The 21,077-nt window shown below is 54.4% G+C and carries 15 protein-coding genes and 2 pseudogenes; 11 read left to right on the top strand and 6 right to left on the bottom strand.

The annotated features are described in order from the left end of the window. The first annotated feature begins 158 nt into the window (after window positions 1-158). The 5 genes from AC2FIZ_RS12485 to AC2FIZ_RS12465 all read left to right on the top strand — a co-directional run bounded on the left by AC2FIZ_RS12485 (window position 159) and on the right by AC2FIZ_RS12465 (window position 6,476). Window positions 159-1,889, top strand: a complete 1,731-nt coding sequence (locus AC2FIZ_RS12485) for a sensor histidine kinase (protein ID WP_281995469.1) — start codon at window positions 159-161, stop codon at window positions 1,887-1,889. Continuing rightward, on the top strand, window positions 1,886-3,226 hold the full coding sequence (locus AC2FIZ_RS12480; RefSeq protein ID WP_142637615.1) for a sigma-54-dependent transcriptional regulator: 1,341 nt from the start codon (window positions 1,886-1,888) through the stop codon (window positions 3,224-3,226). The genes AC2FIZ_RS12485 and AC2FIZ_RS12480 overlap by 4 nt, the downstream gene beginning before the upstream one ends. 126 nt (window positions 3,227-3,352) lie before the next feature. Then, window positions 3,353-4,363 carry a TRAP transporter substrate-binding protein DctP gene (dctP, locus tag AC2FIZ_RS12475; protein WP_281995470.1) on the top strand — a complete coding sequence of 337 codons (1,011 nt, stop codon included), beginning with the start codon at window positions 3,353-3,355 and terminating at the stop codon, window positions 4,361-4,363. A gap of 68 nt (window positions 4,364-4,431) precedes the next feature. Further along, window positions 4,432-5,064 carry a TRAP transporter small permease subunit gene (locus AC2FIZ_RS12470; protein WP_281995471.1) on the top strand — a complete coding sequence of 211 codons (633 nt, stop codon included), beginning with the start codon at window positions 4,432-4,434 and terminating at the stop codon, window positions 5,062-5,064. 11 nt (window positions 5,065-5,075) lie between these two features. Then, complete coding sequence (locus tag AC2FIZ_RS12465) at window positions 5,076-6,476, top strand: TRAP transporter large permease (protein WP_142637621.1); 1,401 nt, start codon at window positions 5,076-5,078, stop codon at window positions 6,474-6,476. A 597-nt stretch (window positions 6,477-7,073) separates the two neighbouring features. On the opposite strand, the gene AC2FIZ_RS12460 is transcribed toward AC2FIZ_RS12465, so the two are convergent. Both AC2FIZ_RS12460 and AC2FIZ_RS12455 read right to left on the bottom strand, forming a co-directional pair. After that, complete coding sequence (locus tag AC2FIZ_RS12460) at window positions 7,074-7,559, bottom strand: GNAT family N-acetyltransferase (RefSeq protein ID WP_281995472.1); 486 nt, start codon at window positions 7,557-7,559, stop codon at window positions 7,074-7,076. Between the two features lie 327 nt (window positions 7,560-7,886). Beyond that, a pseudogene (locus AC2FIZ_RS12455) lies at window positions 7,887-8,876 on the bottom strand (HupE/UreJ family protein). Window positions 8,877-9,529: 653 nt separating this feature from the next. On the opposite strand from AC2FIZ_RS12455, the gene AC2FIZ_RS12450 reads away from it, so the two are divergent. The 6 genes from AC2FIZ_RS12450 (at window position 9,530) to AC2FIZ_RS12425 (ending at window position 18,299) form a co-directional block, all read left to right on the top strand. Then, entirely contained in the window at window positions 9,530-9,808 is a 279-nt protein-coding gene (locus AC2FIZ_RS12450; RefSeq protein WP_281995473.1) for a TRAP transporter small permease subunit, read from the top strand. Then, window positions 9,805-11,091: a TRAP transporter large permease gene (locus AC2FIZ_RS12445; protein ID WP_496791091.1), complete on the top strand. Its 1,287-nt coding sequence runs from the start codon at window positions 9,805-9,807 to the stop codon at window positions 11,089-11,091. Before AC2FIZ_RS12450 ends, AC2FIZ_RS12445 begins: the two co-directional genes overlap by 4 nt. A gap of 389 nt (window positions 11,092-11,480) precedes the next feature. Then, entirely contained in the window at window positions 11,481-13,508 is a 2,028-nt protein-coding gene (locus AC2FIZ_RS12440) for an oxidoreductase (protein ID WP_496791089.1), read from the top strand. Between the two features lie 478 nt (window positions 13,509-13,986). Then, the gene (locus AC2FIZ_RS12435) at window positions 13,987-15,012 is read left to right on the top strand and encodes an ABC transporter substrate-binding protein (protein WP_142637631.1); all 1,026 of its coding nucleotides are present in this window, start codon (window positions 13,987-13,989) and stop codon (window positions 15,010-15,012) included. Continuing rightward, window positions 15,013-17,229 carry an ABC transporter permease gene (locus AC2FIZ_RS12430; protein ID WP_496690063.1) on the top strand — a complete coding sequence of 739 codons (2,217 nt, stop codon included), beginning with the start codon at window positions 15,013-15,015 and terminating at the stop codon, window positions 17,227-17,229. After that, a complete protein-coding gene (locus AC2FIZ_RS12425) occupies window positions 17,226-18,299 on the top strand; it encodes an ABC transporter ATP-binding protein (protein WP_281973922.1) in 1,074 nt (357 codons plus the stop codon). The genes AC2FIZ_RS12430 and AC2FIZ_RS12425 overlap by 4 nt, the downstream gene beginning before the upstream one ends. Window positions 18,300-18,874: 575 nt before the next feature. On the opposite strand, the gene AC2FIZ_RS12420 is transcribed toward AC2FIZ_RS12425, so the two are convergent. The 4 genes and pseudogenes from AC2FIZ_RS12420 to AC2FIZ_RS12405 all read right to left on the bottom strand — a co-directional run bounded on the left by AC2FIZ_RS12420 (window position 18,875) and on the right by AC2FIZ_RS12405 (window position 20,987). After that, window positions 18,875-19,666 (bottom strand): inositol monophosphatase family protein, encoded by a 792-nt coding sequence (locus tag AC2FIZ_RS12420; RefSeq protein ID WP_281973921.1) that lies wholly within the window; start codon window positions 19,664-19,666, stop codon window positions 18,875-18,877. Window positions 19,667-19,937: 271 nt separating this feature from the next. Beyond that, window positions 19,938-20,048, bottom strand: a pseudogene (locus tag AC2FIZ_RS12415) (integrase); the annotation flags it as partial. Between the two features lie 67 nt (window positions 20,049-20,115). Beyond that, window positions 20,116-20,433 (bottom strand): cupredoxin domain-containing protein, encoded by a 318-nt coding sequence (locus tag AC2FIZ_RS12410; protein ID WP_496791088.1) that lies wholly within the window; start codon window positions 20,431-20,433, stop codon window positions 20,116-20,118. 29 nt (window positions 20,434-20,462) lie between these two features. Beyond that, a complete protein-coding gene (locus AC2FIZ_RS12405) occupies window positions 20,463-20,987 on the bottom strand; it encodes a DUF4142 domain-containing protein (RefSeq protein ID WP_142637641.1) in 525 nt (174 codons plus the stop codon). Window positions 20,988-21,077 lie beyond the last annotated feature (90 nt).

Below are 21,077 nucleotides of genomic sequence, written 5' to 3'. Positions count from 1 at the left end.
CATCCGTAAGCCAGAAGAGATCAGACATGTTCACCGCTCGTTTTTGAACCGTGAATCACGCCGCAAAACGGAAATCAATGGGTCCTGACCCTAGAACTCTTGGGATGGACGGCTAATACCTACTGTGATCCTATGCTGTCGCAGTTCATGGGCATTCAATGCGATCAGCTTCGTATATTGTAGGTATTTTGGTAGCCATTGCCGCCAGCATTGGCCTTTATTTGGTTTCTTACCAGTACTTCGTTTCGGAGGAGCTTTCGAAAGCTCAGGGCCGGCTCTCTCTCTACCAAAGCTCGGTAAACAGCGAACTCGAACGATTTTCCCACCTCACCTATGTGCTGTCACAGGATTCCTTTGTAATTGGAACAGCCGAAGGAGACGGCACCGGAGCTTTAAACCGACGCCTTGAGGATTTTGCGGAGCGGGCGGAGCTGGATGCTATCTACCTGATGGACGAAGACGGGATCACGATTTCCGCATCGAACTACCGCGACACAGGGAGCTTTGTTGGCCAGAACTACGCTTTCCGCCCATATTTCCAAAGTGCCATTTCTGGTAAACAGGGCCGCTTCTATGCCATCGGGGCGACGACTGGTCTGCCAGGATACTTCATCGCCAACGCAGTGCTTGACGACCAGGGAGATTCAACTGGTGTCATAGCGATTAAGATCGATTTCTCTAATCTTCAGGATAGTTGGAAAAACTCGGGCGAACAGGTTCTTTTGGCCAATGAAGACGGTGTCATTCTGCTTTCTTCGAACTCGGATTGGCAATATCGCGCGTTGACGCCATTGTCAGAACCACAGCGAGAGCGAATTCGAAACGCCCGGCAGTTTCCGGGGCAAGCCTTAGATGCGTTGGATTGGGTTGAGTTGCCAGGAGATCAGGCCAGAATTGCGGGGACGAAGCGCTTGCATCTTGCAGCAACGGATTTGCCTCATGGCTGGTCGCTTCACTATTTTGCAAGTGACGATCAGGCTGTAGCGCGCAGTTGGCTTGTAACTGCAGTTTTTGTCCTCTTGGCGGGGCTCACATTTATCTACTTCCAGATACAACGTGCGAGACGCGTCAGCGCTGCTTTGGCGCGGTCCGAAGAGGAAGAAGCAATGCTGCGCGAAGCAAATGAAAGGCTTGCCATCGAAATCGACGACCGCAAGACAGCCGAGCGGAGCCTCAGACGCACCCAGGGCGAGTTGGAGCGCGCAAGCCGACTGGCCGCTCTTGGGCAACTATCCGCGTCGGTCACGCATGAGCTGGGCCAGCCCATCGCGGCGATGCGCAATCATCTGGTGGCTGCAGAGATTTCATCTTCCGGGGAAACCAAGCTGCCACAAAAAATCGGCAGCCTGGTTGACAGGATGGAAGGGATCACACGCCAATTACGGTTTTTTGCACGGTCGGAGAGTGAGGCGTTCGACGACGTAGACTTACGCACTTCGGTTAATGCCGCGTTGGCTCTGGTTGCCCCAAACATCGAACAAGGCAAGGTGAAAATCTCAATTGATGCGTCGACTGGTCCGGCGTTTATCCGGGGCAGTGCCCTGCGGATCGAACAGGTCATCACAAATCTTTTGCGCAATGCCATAGATGCTACGGGTGAAGCGGATGCGCCTGAAATCCATATCGCTGTCATGGCTTCTGATGATGAGGTCGTGTTGGAAATTCAGGACAACGGTCACGGGTTGGGCGAGGCAACGCTGGCAGAGTTGCAAGAGCCATTTGTAACCACAAGAGAGAGCGGGAGAGGCATGGGCTTGGGACTGGCCATTTCCACCAGCATTGTCAAAGATCACGATGGCACAATGACGGCCCGAAATCGAAATGGCGGCGGAACAATTTTCCGTGTCACCTTCCCGATAGCCTCAAATACTGAAGAAACGGACGAATGAACCTGCAGCAACCCTTCAAAGTTCTGGTCGTTGATGATGACAAATCGATGCGACAATCTCTTGTCGAGTTGCTTGAAGCCGCCGACTGGTCTGTCAACGCCTTGCCACGCGCGACCCAGGTGACGGAGCATCTGGCCAACGCCTCGCCCGATGTCATTTTATCCGATGTGCGTATGCCCGGCATGTCGGGACTTGAATTGCTGGCCAGCCTGGACAGGCATGTGGCGCCTCCGGTGGTATTGATTTCGGCACATGGTGATATCCCGATGGCGGTTCAGGCCATACAGGACGGGGCATATGGGTTCATCGAAAAGCCATATGAACCACGGCGATTGCTTACGGTGCTGAGGCACGCGGCCGAACAATACCGAATGCGAAGAAGTAATGCCCGCCTCAAAGACCGTCTGTTCAAACTGTCAGGCCTTGACCGCATCCTGCTGGGCCAAACGGACGCCATTACAGACTTGCGACAAGAAGTACTTGATCTTGCTGATACGTCGGTTGCGGTTTTGTTGCAGGGAGATACGGGCACCGGGAAAGAGCTGGTTGCTCATGCTTTACATGATTTGGGCCGCTCGCCGGAGGCACCGTTTCTGGCGCTGAATTGCGCCGCATTGTCGGCCGATACATTTGAAGCGGAAATGTTCGGCGTCGCGGGTGAATCCGACGGAAGGCTTGGGGCGGCATCGGGTGGGACCTTGTTTCTGGATGAAATCTGCTCGTGCCCACCAGCGGCGCAGGCCAAGCTGTTAAGGGTCATCGAAGATCAACAAGTGCTGCCGGTGGGGGCGGTGTCGCCGGTGCCGGTAAGCTTCAGGGTCGTGTCAGCAACCAACGAAGACGTTGTACTTGCGGCCGAGGAAGGCCGCCTGCGTCAGGACCTTTTGTTTCGATTGAATACTGTCGTCTTGTCCTTACCCCCGCTTAGACAAAGACGGGATGATCTGGTTCTGTTGGCAACGCATTTCTTAAACGAATACGCGCAGGTTTATGAGATAGACGTACCAGAACTTGATCAGGACGATTTGGCGGCTCTGCTTGCACATGACTGGCCCGGCAATGTGCGTGAATTGCGCCATGTCTGCGAACGGCGCATTTTGGCGGCCCGACGCGGAGGCGGTTCGGTGGCGCAGGCTATCCAAAGCGATCAGCACTTCGACGAAGTGCCGGATACCCTGCGCGATGCCGTTGCCGCATTTGAACGCGAGCTCATAGGCAAAGCCATCAAGGCGCATAAAGGCCGCATGGATGCCGCCGCCGAAGCGCTTGGGATTGGCCGCCGGACGCTCAACGAAAAGATCGTCAAACTTGGTCTCGATAAAGAGGCTCTGTTGTAGGCGAAAACAGCTCTGCGGAAATCCGCAGGGCGCCTGGGAAAACGCGCGCATTTTCCTTCATAGTCAGGACGCCGCGCATTCTGAATACTCCGCCCAAACGAATTGCATGATCTGGGAGGAGCCACTATGCGCAAACACCTTAACCGGGCGGCCATTGCCGCCTTGTCGCTGACCGTTGCATCCGAAGCACTGGCTGTCGAATGGAACGTATCCCTGTGGGGCAAGCGCCGTGCTTTCACAGAGCATGTCGAAAAGCTGGCTGAACTGGTGAACGAAAAGACCAACGGTGAGTTTACCCTGAACATCAGTTATGGTGGCCTGTCGAAGAACAAAGAAAACCTCGATGGGATTTCGATTGGCGCGTTTGAAATGGCCCAGTTCTGCGCTGGCTATCACCGCGACAAGAACCCCTCGATCACTGTCTTGGAACTGCCGTTTCTGGGCGTGACATCCCTTGAACAGGAAGTCGACTTGTCGATGGCTGTTTATCAACACCCGGCAGTCGTCGAGGATTTGGCACGCTGGGACGCGACTCTGCTGATGCCGTCGCCGCTACCGCAGTACAACCTTGTCGGGGTAGGTGACGCGCCGAAATCTCTGGCCGATTTTGAAGGTCTGAGTGTGCGCGCCACCGGCGGTATCGGTAAAGCGATGGAGACGGTCGGCGCAGTTCCGACTTCGATGTCCGCATCCGAAGTACGTCAGGCAATGGACAGCGGCATCGTCAAAGCCGTCAGCTTTGCACCACACGCCCATATGTCCTTTGGCACTATTGAAAACGGTACGTGGTGGACGACGAACCTGAACCCCGGAACCGTCAACTGCCCGGTCGTCGTGAATACTCTGGCACTGGAAGATCTGTCCGATGAACATCGTAAAGCTCTGCTGGGGTCGATAGACGAAGCGCTGGATCACTACGTTTCCCAATACCAAACCAAAACGATGGAAGCTTGGGGCCCCGAGCTGGATCAACGCGGCATCGAACGGGTCACATTCAGCGATGAAGAAATCGCGGCATTCAAAGAGGCCGCCGCCGCACCCGCAGCAGAAGCCTGGATTGCGGAAAACACCGAACGCGGTCTTCCGGCGCAAGAGCTCTATGACCTCGTGACCGGCAAGATCGCCAACGGTAGCTAATCCACTCACCACCCGGCGTCGGCCAAGCTGGCGTCGGGTGCCTTTTCCTCTGATAGCGGAGCACAACGATGGCCGGGTCATCCTTGGTGCTGTCCGACGACAGCCGTCTCAGCATTCTCGATCAACATCTCTACAAACTGGAGAGCTTTCTGGCCTTGCTCAGCGGTCTTGCGGTTTTCTCTCTGATGGTAATGGCCGTTGTCTCCGTCGGTGGTCGGAATATCGCCAATGCGCCGCTTCCCGGGTATGTCGACTGGATTGAACAGGCCATGCCGTTGATTGCCTTCATGGGGATATCTTATGCGCAGCGCGATGGCGGCCACATCCGAATGGACATGTTCGTTGGTGCACTTAAAGGCCGGACGCTCTATATCGTCGAATTCGTAACAACCGCCGTCATTCTGGCGCTGATCGTCTTGCTGATCTGGGGAAGCTGGGCGCACTTCGCGCGCAGTTTCGACTATGGTGCCCCACTGTGGAGCCGCGACAGTTCCATTGACATCAGCATCCCGCTGTGGCCCGCCAAGCTGTTGGCCCCCGTCGCCTTCAGTGTGCTTTGCATAAGGCTCTTTCTGCAGCTCTGTGCCTACGGTCGTGCGATTCGCCATCCTGACCAGCCGCCTGTCGCCGTCCCGTTGATTCCCGATGCCGCCACCCAGGCTGCAATGGAAGCCGAGCATGTCTCGGGCCACGACAACTGAGGTAAATTCTGATGGAACCCATTGAAATTGGTCTGATCGTCTCGGGCGGAATGCTTGTTCTTGTGGTGCTGGGTATGCGCGTGGCATTTGCTGCCGCAACGGCCGGAATGGTTGGCCTGATCTGGATCTTCTGGGCCAAGTTTGGGTACGACCCAGCGCGGTTCGGCAAGGCTGTGACTGTAGCCGTCAAAACAGCGGGGCAGGTGCCGCATTCCAAGATTTCGAGCCAGGCGCTGAGCCTTATCCCGACCTTCATCCTGATTGGCTACCTCGCCTACTACGCGGGCCTGACCAAAGCACTGTTCGAGGCCGCCAAGCGATGGCTGGCATGGGTTCCTGGCGGGCTGGCGGTGTCGACCGTCTTTGCCACCGCCGGGTTCGCTGCGGTTTCCGGAGCCTCGGTTGCCACATCCGCCGTTTTCGCCCGCATCGCCATCCCCGAGATGCTGAAGATCGGCTACGACAAGCGCTTTGCTGCAGGTGTCGTCGCTGCAGGCGGCACATTGGCGTCGCTCATCCCTCCTTCGGCCATTTTGGTCATATACGCGATTATCGTGGAACAGGACGTGGGCAAACTGCTGTTAGCCGGTTTCATTCCGGGCATGTTCTCAGCTTTGATCTATGGCTTGCTGATCATTGGCATGGCTGTTGTGATCAAAGACTTTGGTCCCGCAGTCTCAGGCTTTACATGGAAAGAGCGTTTCATGTCTCTTCCGCCCGCACTGCCTATCTTGTTTGTCGTCGTTACCATCATCTTCTTTGTCTACAACCCATTCGGAGGCGATGCTTGGGGCACGCCAACCGAGGGTGGCGCAATCGGTGCCTTCGTTGTCTTTCTGATGGCGCTATATCAGGGCATGCGTTGGTCCGAACTTAAAGACGCGTTGCTGGAGACGGCCAAGCTAAGCGTCATGATCTTTACCATCATCTGGGGCGTGCTGGTCTATGTTCGTTTTCTGGGTTTTGCCGAACTACCCAGCGCGTTCTCCGACTGGATCACCTCGCTTGAGATGTCACCAATGCTCATTCTGATCTGTATCCTGCTGGCTTATGCTGTACTGGGCATGTTCATGGATGCGATAGGTATGCTGCTGCTGACGTTGCCCGTAGTTTACCCAGCCGTCATGGCGTTGAACGGTGGTGAAGCGGTAAGTGCGGCCGATAGTACCTTTGGAATGTCCGGCCCGATGTGTGCCATCTGGTTTGGCATTCTGGTAGTCAAAATGGCCGAGTTTTGCCTGATCACCCCACCTATCGGGCTGAATTGCTTTGTAGTGGCTGGCGTGCGTGATGACCTAAGCGTTCAGGATGTTTTTAAAGGTGTAACGCCTTTCTTTCTGGCGGATGCAGCGACGATCGCAATGCTCGTTGCGTTCCCTGCTATCGTTCTGTGGCTTCCTGGACAGGTTTGAATTACATGGGATGATTTTTGAGCGCGGTTTGCCGGTACGGCTTAGACAAAGATGCAAGATGCGTGCCATTCATGCATAAGCAACGGCGACCAAACGCATAGATAGCTGGCGTCATTATCTGTTCAGTCGTGTAAAGGCGTGTCGACTGATTTGGGCCGTCCGCATGATCAGTTATTGGGTGGGGCAGGGGATCTTTCTGCAACGGCACCGGAGCCTGTTGTGAGCCCAAAGCAGAATCTTGAGAGATAGTGGAAAGAGCACTCCGCCGTCACCACGGCGAAGTGCTGAATAGTGTGTGTCTAGCTGCCCTTCGTCGAGCGTGCGAAATCCTGTAGAACGGTAACTCACGGTCTGCGGGACGGAGCCGACTTTTGCTCACGCCGCTTTTGCTGACGCAGAAACCCCTCGCAGGCGCGACACGCCATTTGTTGCATCGCAGAGGATTCTTCGTTTGCGGTCATTCATCGGCGCAAAATTCAGCCAATTCCAAACCGCCTTTTCGCTGCAGCTGGGTCCGGCAATCGAGGAGCGGACAAATTGGACTTTCCCATTGAAAATTTGAATGTCCGCTCTGCACGGCTGAGATAATCGGGCAGTTCAAAGTTTCATAGCCATCTCATGCCAAGTCATTCCTCCATGGTCAGAAGTCGATGGCTGTAAATAGCTGTATCCAAAATTCTCGTAGAGTGGGACGTGATGCTCTTTGCACATGAGATGGATTGTGGATTTACCCATCCTTTTCATGCGCCCCACGAATTCGACCATCAATGCCCGTGATAGACCCTTGCCCTGATGCGCGGGATCAACAACAACAGACATTATTACGACATTTGGGGCGTCGGGGTCATGGCCAACAAGCTCTTTGAACTCTTCATCAGACATTTCGACTTCATGAGCACATCCGCAATTTACAAAGCCAACTATCTCGCCTTCCACCAAAAGAACTAGGAAGCCATTGGGATAGACCTCAATCCTTTTAGAAATCTTTTCGAGCGTTGCTGCCTCGTCGCCTTCGTAGGCATCAATCTCTATTTCAAAGCAGCGAGTTGCGTCGGCAGGTTTGGCGTTTCGAAATTCTCTCATGTGCCTACACTATTCGGGATGGATAGAGTTGCAACGCCGCCGTTCGTACTCATCGCAGCATTGGTTACTGAGGGCTCACTCCCTGGTTTCGCCGCCTGAAGCGCGAACTATGGCTCCTGATTTCCCAACGTCCGCGCATTGAACAATAAGACACAAGATCAAAGACTTGACCAGATCCTCCTGTGGCCGGTTTCGATCAGCCGATCACAACGGCATTGCCGCGCGAGCATCGGGCCGCGCTGAGCCCAATCTGTCTTATGCTGCAGAACAGTCGAATGTCCGCTATTCTCTCAGGCGATCATCACGGTACGCGCCATCGCAATGACCTTAAGCCAGCGTGGAATAAACCTCGGCAATTCGTTGAAAGGTCCAAAAGCAGGCCATAGCCGCACATCCACCGGCTAAGCCCACTCGTAGGGACATCCACAAACTGGAGCTCACGCGCCGACACATTATCAAGTCAGGCCAGAGCGCAAGAATTATGGCGACCTGGCCAAGCTCGACGCCTAAATTGAAAGCAAGCAGGCTCTACCAGATATTTGGGGATGTAACCTGCAAAATCTTGTGCAACACAAAGCTGAATCCAAGACCATGCAAGAGGCCAATCAGCGTTGTCAAAAGTACCATCGCGAATTCAGAACGCGCGCGGTCCTTGAAGCTCTTAAACGCCGCTGCGGCTGCAAAAATGATAGAAAGCGCGATCCCGGTTTCGACGGCAGGAACAAACCACACGCCCGACGGCACAAACCCGAAAAACCCCAGCGACAGCGTTACGCTATGCCCCACGGTAAAACCGGTTGCACGCAGTAATAGCGCCCTGAGTGTTTGCGCCCCAATGACCAAACACACAACAAACAGAACATGATCCAAACCTTCGAGAATATGTCGTGTGCCTTCCCAGACAAAACTCAGGAATCCTCCGTACCCTTCTTGCTGAACCTCCACAGGGTCGGTAATCAGACCCCGAGACCGGAAAATCTGCGGTGTGTCAGACGCGTAATCGAGAATGAGGTTCGCCGTTTGGTCCTGATCCGGCAAACCGGGGTCCAGCACGTTGGCAATGCTGTACGATTGGACCGGGCCGTCAGTGTCATAATGCAGGACGAGATCGACAATCGTGTCACCAACAAAAAGCGGTGGCGTTAAGGCCGTTTCGGTGTCTACTGCCTGTTGAGCCTCGGCTAAAGTTGCAAATCCGGGCTCAATTCCAACGCGATGCAAGCGAACGGCCTCAACTGTTCCTCTTAAGCGGTGGTCGTCGATCAACAGGTGCAACCCACCTTCGGCGATTTGCCCCAGCCCGTTGGGATCGCTCATTACAGCTTGCAAGTCGACAAAATGGACCAACTGACTGTTACTCATGGCATTGGTCGTGAATGGTGCAGCATCTGGCAGAGCGTCATCGTCCTGCTCGCCGACCTTGTCCGCAACCAGATAGGGCATGGGTGTACGCATAAAGACGCGCAGATTATCCACGGAATGCTCGACATGCGTTACGCGGACATTGAGATTCAGCAAAAAATGCGCCGAGGCTGACAGCGTCAGTGACAAAATCAAGCTGACAAAAAAATACCGAAAGCAAAAACCTTTGGTCTTAAACACTTATGCATTTGGATCGCGAGCCTCGATTACAGTTAGTCCATCCAACTCCCATTGCCCGGCTTCTGGTATAACTTCAACCAGCGCCCTGAACGTAACGGCGCGTATGTGGGCGTGCCCCCAATGGCCGCCTTCGACTTTCACGGTCAATCTGACCAGAGTGCTAAATCCACCCGGTTTGAGGGTCGGATCAATGCGTTCTAATTTCAGGTCGCTAACATCGGTAACTGTAGCAAGACTGCCTCCTAGCGTTCGGTCGCGAGGCCACGTTCTGAGCAGCCTCATCTGACTGGTCCAAGTTGATTGTTAGTGCATCATTGGCCTGTGATACATTGAGATGATGGTTTCGGGAGCTGGCGGGCGGTAGCCCAGTGCACTGTGGGGTCGACCTGCTGACTGAACGCGCCGGACCTCGCACTCAATGGCTGGTTGAGGTTTGGGGGATGATTGGTGTGATCCTGGTCGCTGCGGCTGTTCTCTACAGCGCGGTGATTATGGTGCAGTTCTCATACGATTTCGGGATCTATTCAGACGGGTATCTGAGCGTTCAAATGTGGATTCCGCAAGGCTTCCTACTCATCGGCATGATGATACTAATCCTTGCGGCTCTGGCTCGCATCTTTACGCTTCTGACGGTGCGCCGACCATGAGGACGTTTCTTATTTTGGCCGGTCTGATTGTCCTCTTGCTCACGGGTATGCCAATCTTTGCCGGGCTCGGGCTTACATCGCTAATCAAAATGATGCTGACGGAGGGCAACGTGAATAGCGCGGCTGATACGGTGTTTGCCAAACTGAACAACGGACTTCTTACGGCTATACCGATGTTTGCTTTCTTGGCTCACGTGATGATCCGTGCCGGCGTGGTTAAGGACCTTTACGATGCAGCAAATGCAATGGTCGGCCATTTGCGTGGTGGACTTGGGGTCGCCACGATCCTCTCCTGCACCATATTCGCAGCCATTTCCGGTTCGTCTGTAGCCACAGCACTTACTATTGGCTCGACGGCTATCTCGCAGATGAAGCGCTTCAACTACAGCCCCAGCAATTCCTACGGTGTGATTGCAGCGGGCGGTACGCTCGGGATTCTGATTCCTCCCTCTGGGCCTCTTATTCTCTATGCCATTGTAACCGAGGCCTCGATCGGAGCTCTTTTCCTAGCCGGGTTGGTGCCGAGTATCATGATGGCTGTCATATTCGCGGTTTGGGCGATGGTCAGCGCTGGGTTTGGGGGCACGGCTGTCTCTCAACCATTTGCAGGTATGGGCGTTATTTGGTCACGTATGAGACAGTCGATCTGGGCCTTATTGATGCCACCGGTGGTTTTGGGCGGAATCTACCTCGGAGTATTTACGGCTACTGAAGCAGCTTCTATTGGCTGCCTTTACGCGCTGTTCATCAGTGTAGTTGTTTACCGCAATTTCGGTCTGAACGACCCTTGGGTGACTGCGTTTGAAACAGTGCGCACAACGGCGATGCTGTTCATGATCCTGGCTGCTGCGGCGCTGTTTGGTCACGCCGTAACCATTATTCGCCTGCCCATAAAGATCGTCGAACAAGTGACGGCAATGGGCCTCAGCCCCGCCATGTTTGTCGTAGCTGTTATGCTGCTCATTCTGGTGCTGGGCATGTTTTTGGAGACCATCTCGATCATCCTGATCACGACGCCAATCGTTTTTCCTGTCATGCTGGCATTGGGGATCGATCCAATTTGGTACGGCATCCTGCTAATGATCAACCTCGAACTTGCGCTGATCACACCTCCCGTGGGGATGAATCTCTTCGTCATCAAGGGCATTGCCAAAGCCCCTTTGTACGAGGTTATTCGCGGCGCCTTGCCATATGCAGCGCTAATGCTGCTGGGCCTGATCCTCGTCTTTGCATTCCCATCTTTATCCACGTGGCTTCCCGAGGCGGCGGGGTTCGGCGGCTAAGCAACGCGTTCATGAAATTCCTTGAGTATTACCCTTTTCATCCTTAACGCCATGTCTCAATAGGATTGGACCCCATGGCTAGGGCTCATTTGAGACTCTAACCGTATACTTTCTGGGTCAGAAATGCCCAACGTTTAGGTTAGAATTGAATGACGTGATCCTCCGACTCATTGAGGTTTTGGCTGTCAATTGAGTCAAAGGTCAGTGGCGTTCCACATTTCTTGGTGTGGTCGTCATTTTGTGGATCAGTGTCGGAAAAAGTGAACTCTCTCCCCGTATTTCCCAAGTAGCATACCTTTGACAGCGAACGTTGTCAGTCACAGAAGCTGTCAAACGGGCCCGACCCGGAGCTGTTTTTAGACCGGTGTCGTTACCGAAGGGAGTTGATCATGGCGAAACTACTTGATCCGTTTCAGCTCAAGCACTTGACGCTGCGCAACCGTATCGTCAGCACCTCTCACGCGCCCAATTACGTCGAAGATGGTCATCCTCGAGACCGTTACAGGCTGTATCACGAAGAAAAGGCCAAGGGTGGCGTGGCCCTGACAATGATCGGAGGATCGACAAATATCGCTCCCGACAGCCCCTCGGTATTCGGCCAGCTTTATGCCGGCGACGACAGTATCGTTCCCTGGTTTCGGAAGCTCACGGATGGTTTGCACCTGCATGGGGCCGCTATCATGTGTCAAATCACTCATATGGGACGCCGCACTGCTTGGGATGATGGGCATTGGTTACCGGTTATTGCCCCGTCCGGCGTTCGCGAACGCGCGCACCGCGCCTTTCCCAAAGCAATGGAACAAGAGGACATTGAACGAGTGATCGGCGACTATGCCGCTGCGGCGCGACGTTGTCAGCAGGGCGGGTTCGATGGGATCGAGCTTCTGTCCCACTCGCATTTGCTGGGCCAGTTTCTGTCTCCACTCACCAACCAACGCGACGATGCCTTTGGTGGAACGTTGAAGAACCGCATGCGCCTGACCCTGCAGGTATTGGATGCGGTGCGCGCAGAGGTCGGTCCGAAGTTCATACTGTCCATGCGCATCACCGGCGATGAGTTGATTGAGGGCGGGCTGAGCGCCGAGGACTGCATTGCCGCCGCCCGGATGCTGGAAGATAGTGGCCATGTCGACCTGCTCAACATCTTGGTCGGGGCGCCCTACGATGACCTTGGCCTTGCTGAATGGGTGCGTCCTATGGGTCTGCCAGCCGCTCCGCATATTACTGTGGCCGGACGCATCCGCGAAGCCGTCAACCTGCCGATTCTGCATGCAGGCGGCATCGCAGACATTGCAACGGCTCGCCACGCGGTTACAGGCGGCCATGTCGATCTGGTCGGCATGACGCGCGCCCAAATGGCTGATCCTTATTTGGTGGCAAAACTGGCACGCGGGGAAGAGGATCGTATCCGTACCTGTGTTGGCCTCGGGTATTGCGTGGACCGGGTCAATCAGGGCAAGCCCGCCGTGTGCGGACACAATGCCGCCACCGGGCGGGAGCAAACTTTACCCCATGTCATTCCTGCCAGCCGCACCCGAAGGAAGGTGGTTGTCGTCGGCGGCGGACCTGGCGGGCTGGAGGCAGCGCGGGTCAGTGCCTTGCGCGGTCACGATGTGGTTTTGTTCGAGGCGTCAGATCGGATGGGGGGGCAGCTTGTTTTGGCAGCCAAGGGCGGGACACGCAGGCAGATATGGGGTGTTGCCGATTGGTTGATTTCCGAGGTTACCACCCTTGGTGTTGATCTTCGCATGAATACCTATGTCGAGGCCGGTGACGTGCTTAGAGAAGCCCCGGAATTAGTCATTGTTGCTACCGGAGGATGGCCCGAGCCAGTATCCATTCCGGGCGGCGATCTGGCGCTCTCCAGTTGGGAGGTTCTGTCAGGAGAAGCGCGTGTCTCGGGCGAAGTTCTATTGTTCGACGAGATTGGAGACCATCCCGCGGCAGTCACTGCCGACATGTTGGCAGGCGCTGGCCACAGCGTCGAACTTGTGACCCCCGACCGGGCGATTCTGCATGACCTTGGCCCAACGACCTCTGCCGTTGCTTTGCGCGATCTGGCAGCCAACGGGGTGACCTTTACCTGCCTCCACGAACTCCGTGCTCTAAGCCAAGAGGGAAACCGGGTGTGCGCCAGCCTGCGCAATGTCTTGACCGGTGATATCACCAAGCGTCTTGTCGACCACGTGGTTGTCGAGCAAGGTCTAATCCCGACGGACGCGCTCTATCACGATCTAAAGCCAAGTTCGCGAAACCTTGGGCAGGTTGATCACAAGGCGCTGATCAATGGTTCATTCCCGTTCAGGGAAGACGAGCCGGATGGCCAGTTCTATCTGGCCCGAATTGGTGACGCGATCGCAGGCCGCAATATGCACGCCGCGATTCTCGACGCTATGCGTATTTGCTGTTCAGCCTGAGCTGCGCTTCGAGCATTTTTCATCAGTTGCGGCGAAGGCAAAGCTGTACCTCGGCCCGCATCGAAAAACCTTCAGGAAAGCAGAAGTTCGCAGCACTCGCACAGAGACCTAGTTTGCAGACGAAAAGCAGATCTTAAGTTCGAAATACGATGCTTGCTCTACGCTGGAGGAAGCGGCCGCCTCAGCAAAGGGCTGCCTAAACAATGCGGCATCAAAATACGCTCCCGATACTCAAACTTGGTGCTGTAAACAGGCTTGGCGGTTCAATACCCAACGGTGCAAAAACCAATGCTCGTTGAATTTTCTTGCAGAACTAGCAGTACAGTGTTGAGATTGCTTCTGTCATTGGGAGGCTGGTCGGGTGTTGATCTGGCCAACGCAATTAGATCAACTAGCGACTTAGAGCGACCGCCACTAGCGACGAATTGGCGAGTATCGCGCTGAAAATTTCGGCACGACACATAGGGGAGGAAAGAAATTGAAAAATCTGACGACGACGCTGGCGGGATCGCTGATAGCATTTGCGGCTTCGCTAACTGCGGCCCAAGCTGAGAAGCTGACGTTTTACTGCTCGGCACAGGAAGATTGGTGTCAACTCATGGCGCGCAGTTTCGAGGATGCCACTGGTATAGACGTCAATATGACCCGCAAGTCCTCGGGCGAGACGTTTGCACAAATTCGCGCGGAAAGTTCTAACCCTAAAGGCGATGTATGGTGGGGCGGTACCGGTGATCCCCATTTGCAAGCCGCCGAAGAAGGCTTGACGATGGAGTACGTGTCGCCGATGCGTGACCAGCTTCACGACTGGGCGATCTCGCAGGCTGAAAGTGCAGGAAACAAGACCATCGGAATTTATTCAGGCGCACTCGGCTACGGTTATAACTCCGACCTCTTGGCCGCGAACAGCTTGCCCGAGCCCGCATGTTGGAAAGACTTGCTGAAGCCCGAGTATAAAGGGCACGTGCAAATGGCAAACCCGAATTCCTCGGGCACCGCTTATACGACGCTTGCCTCGATGGTTCAGATATTTGGCGAAGACGACGGCTTTGAGTTCATGAAGGGCCTACATTCGAACATCAACCAATACACCAAGTCGGGTTCTGCCCCAATCAAGGCCGCCGGCCGGGGTGAGAACACCATCGGCATCGTCTTCATGCATGATGCGGTCAAGCAGGCCGTATCAGGTTTTCCAGTCAAGGTCGTGGCCCCATGCGAAGGCACAGGCTATGAGATCGGTTCGATGTCGATCATTGACGGCGCTCGAAATGAAGAAGAAGCCAAAAAGTTCTATGACTGGGCGCTCAGCCCCGAGGCCCAGAACCTTGCGCTTGAGGTTAACGCCTTCCAGGTTCCGTCCAACAAAAATTCGGAGACCTCTGAAAGCGCACCTGACATGAGCCAGATCAAGCTTATTGACTATGACTTCAAAAAGTACGGCTCGTCTGACGAACGCAAGCGTCTCTTGCAGAAATGGGACGAAGAGGTCTCAGTACTGCCACAGTAAGTGACTGACACCACACCAAAAACGAACCACCCGGTTCTGATCTTCTGGATTGTTGCCGGGTGGGTTGGTTTCTGTCTGCTGCCATGGTTCATGGTGGAGGATGGCATTTGGTCATTCGTATGGCTGGTCGATGGATATCCGTTCGATGAAGATTATGCGCCCGCTGCTTTCCTGATCGGACAGGGCGAAAAGCTGTGGCTTACGCCGCTTTTGGTCCCGCTTACCTTGCCTTTGTTGATACTCGGCAAGCCAAAGTCCGATCCACAATATGCACGTATCCTGATTTTGGCTGGTGCCTTGGGTTTTGGCTGGCTGATTGCGCAAGGGTTCTCAATTGGCCTTCGCGGGTTCAATTTCGAATGGATGAAGGTGCTGTTCGGAGAACCGAAGATCCGCCAGTTCGGCATGGGATACGGCGCGATGATCTGCGCCACAGCGTTTCTGTTCCTTTTAACTCAGGGTATTGCAGCGCGCGGCGCTATCAACGGCGACGTTTTCGTCGTTAGCGCTATTGGTGGCGTAATCACCATTGTTACAATTTTCGTTTTCTTTCCAATTGCGAAGATGTTGTTTGCCGCCTTCGTTACCGAAGATGGTGTCTATTCAGTTTCGGTTTTTGCCTCGAAGTTCTTTGATGACCGACTTTGGGGCTTGGGCTGTTTTGCCGGTGCCAAATGCGGCGCCGCGTGGAACTCTCTGTTTCTTGCAGTTCTTGTGGGCTTCATCACGACGGCACTTGGACTATGTTTTGCACTTGTCGTCACACGGTCAGGTTTTCGTTTTAAACGCGGGATGCGCGCGCTGACAGTTTTGCCGATTATCACACCGCCCTTCGTGATTGGTCTTGCACTGATCCTGCTGTTTGGGCTTTCCGGTTCGGTCACCAAATTTGTTGCTGAGATCTTTGGTGTGCAGCCTACGCGCTGGCTTTATGGTATGCCCGGGGTGCTGATCGCTCAGACTCTGGCATTTACGCCGATCGCCTTTCTGGTTTTGATCGGGGTGGTCGAAGGGGTGTCACCTTCGATGGAAGAGGCCGCCCAAACCCTTCGAGCCAATCGTTGGCAAACATTCAAAACCGTGTCCCTGCCTCTGATGCGTCCCGGCCTGGCCAATGCCTTCCTGCTTGGGTTCATCGAATCCATGGCCGATTTTGGCAACCCACTTGTCTTGGGCGGAAACTTCGATGTGCTTTCGACTGAGATATTTTTTGCCATCGTCGGTGCGCAATACGATCAGGGCCGGGCTGCTGTTCTGGCCATGGTGCTGCTGTTCTTCACACTTTCCGCCTTCTATGCGCAGCGCGCGTGGCTGGGGAAAAAGAGTTATACCACAGTTTCCGGCAAGGGCGACGCGGGTGTGCACCCCTTGATGCCGCGCGGCCTTGCCATACCGGTTCTGGGCATTGCAATTGCCTGGGCGGTTTTCACTGCCGTGGTTTACGGGATGATCATCTATGGAAGTATCGTCGAACTGTGGGGCGTTGATAACTCGCTGACGTTCAAGCACTACGTCACAGCCTTTTCGGTTCGCTTCGAAGAAGAAGGTATTCGCTGGACCGGAGCCGCCTGGGATAGCTTCTGGACCACAATCACCATTGCTGCCATTGCCGCACCGTTGACGGCCGCCGTGGGGTTGGTCACTGCCTATCTGCTGACACGGCAAAGTTTTGCGGGAAAGAATGCGTTTGAGTTTGGTACGATGCTCTCTTTCGCCATTCCCGGCACGGTTATTGGCGTAAGCTATATCCTGGCATTCAACGTGCCCCCGATCGAGATCACTGGCACAGGCGTTATCCTTGTCGTCAGCTTTATCTTCCGCAATATGCCGGTTGGGGTTCGCGCGGGTATTGCGTCTATGTCACAATTAGACAAGTCGCTTGACGAGTCTTCGCTGACGCTCGGTGCAAATTCCTGGCAGACTTTCAGGCGGGTAATTCTTCCTCTTTTACGGCCCGCTATCCTAGCTGCGCTGGTTTACAGTTTTGTCCGGGCCATGACGGCGATTTCGGCGGTGATATTCCTTGTTTCAGCAGAGTATGACATGGCTACCAGCTACATTATCGGTCGGGTCGAAAACAACGATTACGGTCTTGCAATCGCATATTCCACAACGCTGATCTTCGTGATGTTGGCGGCAGTCGGGATGTTACAAATCCTCGTGGGCCGTGTTCAGATCGGGCGACGTACACAACTCGGGACAGAGAAAACGACATGACCGAAACGACTATAGCAAGTAAAGCCGCGCCTGTTCGTTTCGACGGTGTTTCGAAAGTGTTCGGCAAGGATGTGGTGGCCGTCGACAGCATCGATCTGCACGTCCAAGCGGGCAAACTGGTGACGCTTTTAGGCCCCTCGGGCTGCGGTAAAACGACGACGTTGCGCATGATCGCAGGACTGGAAATGGCGACCTCGGGTCGAATTCTGATCGGCGACCGAGACGTGACCAAATTACCCGCTACCGACCGTGACGTGTCGATGGTCTTCCAATCCTACGCGCTTTTTCCTCATATGAGCGTGCTGGAAAACGTCATGTATGGGTTGACCTTTTCCGGCTTCGACAAGCGCGAGTCCCGATCGCGCGCGCTGCATGGGTTAGACTTGGTTGGCCTGAAGGGCTTCGACAACCGTTTGCCAAGTGAACTCTCCGGGGGGCAGCAACAGCGCGTTGCCGTCGCTCGTGCGTTGGTTTTGGAGCCACAGGTTTTGCTCTTTGACGAACCTCTCTCAAACCTCGATGCAAAACTGCGCCGCCAGGTGCGCGAAGATATCCGCGCCATTCAGCAAGATCTCGGTTTGACCGTCGTCTATGTGACTCACGATCAGGAAGAAGCCCTTGCCGTTTCAGATGAGATTGTCGTCATGCGCAACGCTGCCATCGCACAGATCGGCACGCCGCGTAAACTATATGATGCGCCGGTTGACCGGTTCGTGGCCGATTTCATTGGTGAGGCTAACCTGATCAGTTGCACTATTCTTTCCGTCAAAGGCGATTTAGCCACGATCGAAATCGAGGGCTATCAACACACGCTCCCCTCTCGTGGCCTAACGCCTGGTCCCGCAACGCTGGCCGTGCGCCCGTCACGGATATTGATTGGATCTGATACCGGCATCCCGGCCAAAGTTGCCAAGGCGACCTATGTTGGCGTGCGGATGGAGTACACTCTGGCCGGTGCCTTCGGGCAGGTATTTGCTGTGCAGGACGACGTGGACGAGCCACTGGAAATCGGCTCGGAAGTCAAAATGTCTTTTGCCGAACGTGGCCCCGTTCTGTTGCCGGAAGGGTGACGTGGGTAAACTTTTAGTCGTCTCTCAACCGGAGGTCGTCCTTGAGCCAGAGACACCGGTCACCGAATGGGGTTTGAGTGAAATTGGCCGCGCCCGAGCCGACACATTTTCACAAAGTAAGACCATGTCTAGCGTGACAGATATCTGGTCCAGTACCGAGCGAAAAGCGTCCGATACAGACGCTATCCTTGCAAAGCCTTTGGGGCTGGTCGCGAATTCCGAGCCTGGATTGAGTGAGAACGACCGAAACACTACCGGGTTCCTTCCTCCCTCGATATTCAAGGTCCGCCGCTGACACCTTTTTCAAGGCACCTATGTCCAGCTTCTGCAGTTGGGAAACAGCCCATGCCGCGCAACTGCGTATCGTTCGAACAGTCTTGTCAATCGTCATAAACCAAGACGGAAAAGACTTGGCCATTGTAACCCAAGGCGCGGTCGGAACACTGCTTTGGTGCCATCTTGCAGGGCAGAAAATCGATCGTCGGATTGTTCAACCTGGTCTGGGCCACTTCTGGCGTGCGGATATTAAAACTCTTCAACCTGAATTCGGGTCGAGCCCGATTGCCTGAAGGACGTCATTCGTTCCAAGCGTCGTCGCAGATCATTTTCAAGGTCTCGAACACGGCCGGTGTGCCAGCGATTACGCGACCACCGTCCCGGATCATCCCGTCGGCGTCTTGATCCTCGATCTCGCCACCTGCTTCGGCAATCATCAACTGACCGGCGAGGCAATCCCAGGCGTTCATGTGCTCTTCAATGTACCCCAATAGACGTCCCGCCGCGACATAGGCCAGCGAAAGCGCACCGCTTGCATTGCGATGATAGAGAGCGCCACGTTCGATAAGGGCCGCAATCACCGGTATGACTTTTGATGCCTCGACCCGGTTCGAATAACCTATTGAGACGGTTCCACTTGCCAGCTCCACGCTTGAGGCAACCTGCATGGCGTGTCCATTCAAAGTGGCACCTTCGCCTCGGACCGCCACGTAAGTTTCACCAACGTTTGGCTCGAAAATCACACCGACCTGCGTCTGACTGTCCGAAACGCACGCTAAGACAATCGTCCAGGCCGGAATGCCATTGACGAAGTTCGTTGTCCCATCAATCGGATCGATCACCCAGTCAAAACCGCTGGAGCCAGCTTTTTCCGCGTGTTCTTCGCCATAAATCCCATCATCGGGAAAAGAGTTCACAATCTTTTGGCGAATGAAGGTCTCGACGTTGCGATCCGCCTCGCTGACCCAGTCTTGCGCGCCTTTTTGATCAATGACCAAGGTATCTCTGGAAGCAAAATACTCTAGTGCAAGCGCGCCTGCCTCTTCTGCTACCGCAACGGCGAAGTTTCTTCGTGCAATGATGTTATGCATAGGTCGGCTCACTTCCTGCTAAATGCAAAACCATCCCTAGTGGATGGGGTGTCAGAACACAAAACAGTGTTTGCCAGACAGAAATCCACTTTCTTCGAGTCGCCCGAGTTTCTGTCGAAAGAATATGCCAATTAAAGCACTCATTCACTTCCGTGCAGTGAAGTCGCATATTGCTCGTGACCATTGCCGGATTTTGAGAACGCTGCATCGCAGCACTTGAAGTTGCGATGACGGTCCGCATCGGGCTGCCTGCGAGAGCGGCCCAGAGATATTATATTTCAATGGCTTCGGAGATAGCCAAGGCATCTTCAAGTTCAACACCAAGATACCTGATCGTGCTGTCCATCTTTGTGTGCCCCAACAGAAGCTGGAAGGCGCGAAGCCCAAAGCTCCATATGCTGCGCCCTGCATCATAGTCCGCTTTCGTTCAGTCGATCCAATGAGTCAAATCACATGATCAATATTGTTCCATTCATATGTGGATGAAACGCACAGAAATATTTTGTTTCCATACCTTTAGTAACCTCAACTTTGGCGCTGACACCGTTTGGGATCTCCCCAGTGTCCCATCCGAACTCATCGGCTGTGGCCGTATGTGGTGCCAGATCTTCATTGGTCCATTGAATGGTATCACCAACAGACACGTTCAGAAGCTTTGGCGTGAATGCGAATGCTTTGATCCTAACTTCGTGGACTACGGGTTCTGCCGCCCGGGCTCGCGTTCGGGTTAAAGCGAGAGCGGCCGCCGATGCGACCGCTCCAACCATTATGCGACGGCGTGAATGGGCTTTTCCCATCACTGCAGTGCCTCGACCATCATTTCGGCGTGGCCTTCATGGGCTTTAAAGATCTCAAGTCCCTGCTCGAACAGAGCCTTCACCTCGGCATTGTCGATATTGGGGATCATTGTGTTCTCCACCAGATCATTCACCGCCTGGTGATAGGCCAATTCATTGGCTGCATAAGCGGCATCAAACTCTGCTCCACGCAGCTTGACGAAGCCATCGATGATCTCTTCGGCATTGGCATTCAGCGTTTGGCTGAACGCATTGTCCTGCGCTGACACGCCCAGTTTTTCGAGCAGGCCCAAGGCCGCTTCATTCACGGCAGTATGGTCGCGGATCATCGTGTTTGCGAATTCATGGATGTCGGGGTTCGACGACAAAGCTAGCGCCAGATAGGCATACCGAATGTCGATGTTATCGGCCGTATAGGCAATGTGAGCGTATTCGAGATCGCTCATCTCGGCGACGTCCTGCGCAGAGGCTTGAGCGCCAGTCATGGAAAGTGCCACAGCAAATGCGGAAATCAGTTTCTTCATTTTGGAGACTCCACTGAGTGTTACGATGGCAATAGGAGTAATCCGAACCGGGAAGTGAGATATATGCGGGAACGTTCGATTTTCTGTGCA

The organism is Ruegeria sp. CDSB022 (genome assembly GCF_059611145.1).
The sequence above is the reverse complement of the archived record's forward strand: the minus strand, read 5'-3'. Positions and strand labels throughout refer to the sequence as shown.

What these genes read in the sequence shown, in the direction of transcription:
- AC2FIZ_RS12485 (WP_281995469.1), top strand. Translation starts at nt 159, where the DNA reads ATGCGATCAGCTTCGTATATTGTAGGTATTTTGGTAGCCATTGCCGCC.
- AC2FIZ_RS12480 (WP_142637615.1), top strand. Translation starts at nt 1,886, where the DNA reads ATGAACCTGCAGCAACCCTTCAAAGTTCTGGTCGTTGATGATGACAAA.
- dctP (WP_281995470.1), top strand. Translation starts at nt 3,353, where the DNA reads ATGCGCAAACACCTTAACCGGGCGGCCATTGCCGCCTTGTCGCTGACC.
- AC2FIZ_RS12470 (WP_281995471.1), top strand. Translation starts at nt 4,432, where the DNA reads ATGGCCGGGTCATCCTTGGTGCTGTCCGACGACAGCCGTCTCAGCATT.
- AC2FIZ_RS12465 (WP_142637621.1), top strand. Translation starts at nt 5,076, where the DNA reads ATGGAACCCATTGAAATTGGTCTGATCGTCTCGGGCGGAATGCTTGTT.
- AC2FIZ_RS12460 (WP_281995472.1), bottom strand. Translation starts at nt 7,559, where the DNA reads ATGAGAGAATTTCGAAACGCCAAACCTGCCGACGCAACTCGCTGCTTT.
- AC2FIZ_RS12445 (WP_496791091.1), top strand. Translation starts at nt 9,805, where the DNA reads ATGAGGACGTTTCTTATTTTGGCCGGTCTGATTGTCCTCTTGCTCACG.
- AC2FIZ_RS12440 (WP_496791089.1), top strand. Translation starts at nt 11,481, where the DNA reads ATGGCGAAACTACTTGATCCGTTTCAGCTCAAGCACTTGACGCTGCGC.
- AC2FIZ_RS12425 (WP_281973922.1), top strand. Translation starts at nt 17,226, where the DNA reads ATGACCGAAACGACTATAGCAAGTAAAGCCGCGCCTGTTCGTTTCGAC.
- AC2FIZ_RS12420 (WP_281973921.1), bottom strand. Translation starts at nt 19,666, where the DNA reads ATGCATAACATCATTGCACGAAGAAACTTCGCCGTTGCGGTAGCAGAA.
- AC2FIZ_RS12410 (WP_496791088.1), bottom strand. Translation starts at nt 20,433, where the DNA reads ATGGTTGGAGCGGTCGCATCGGCGGCCGCTCTCGCTTTAACCCGAACG.
- AC2FIZ_RS12405 (WP_142637641.1), bottom strand. Translation starts at nt 20,987, where the DNA reads ATGAAGAAACTGATTTCCGCATTTGCTGTGGCACTTTCCATGACTGGC.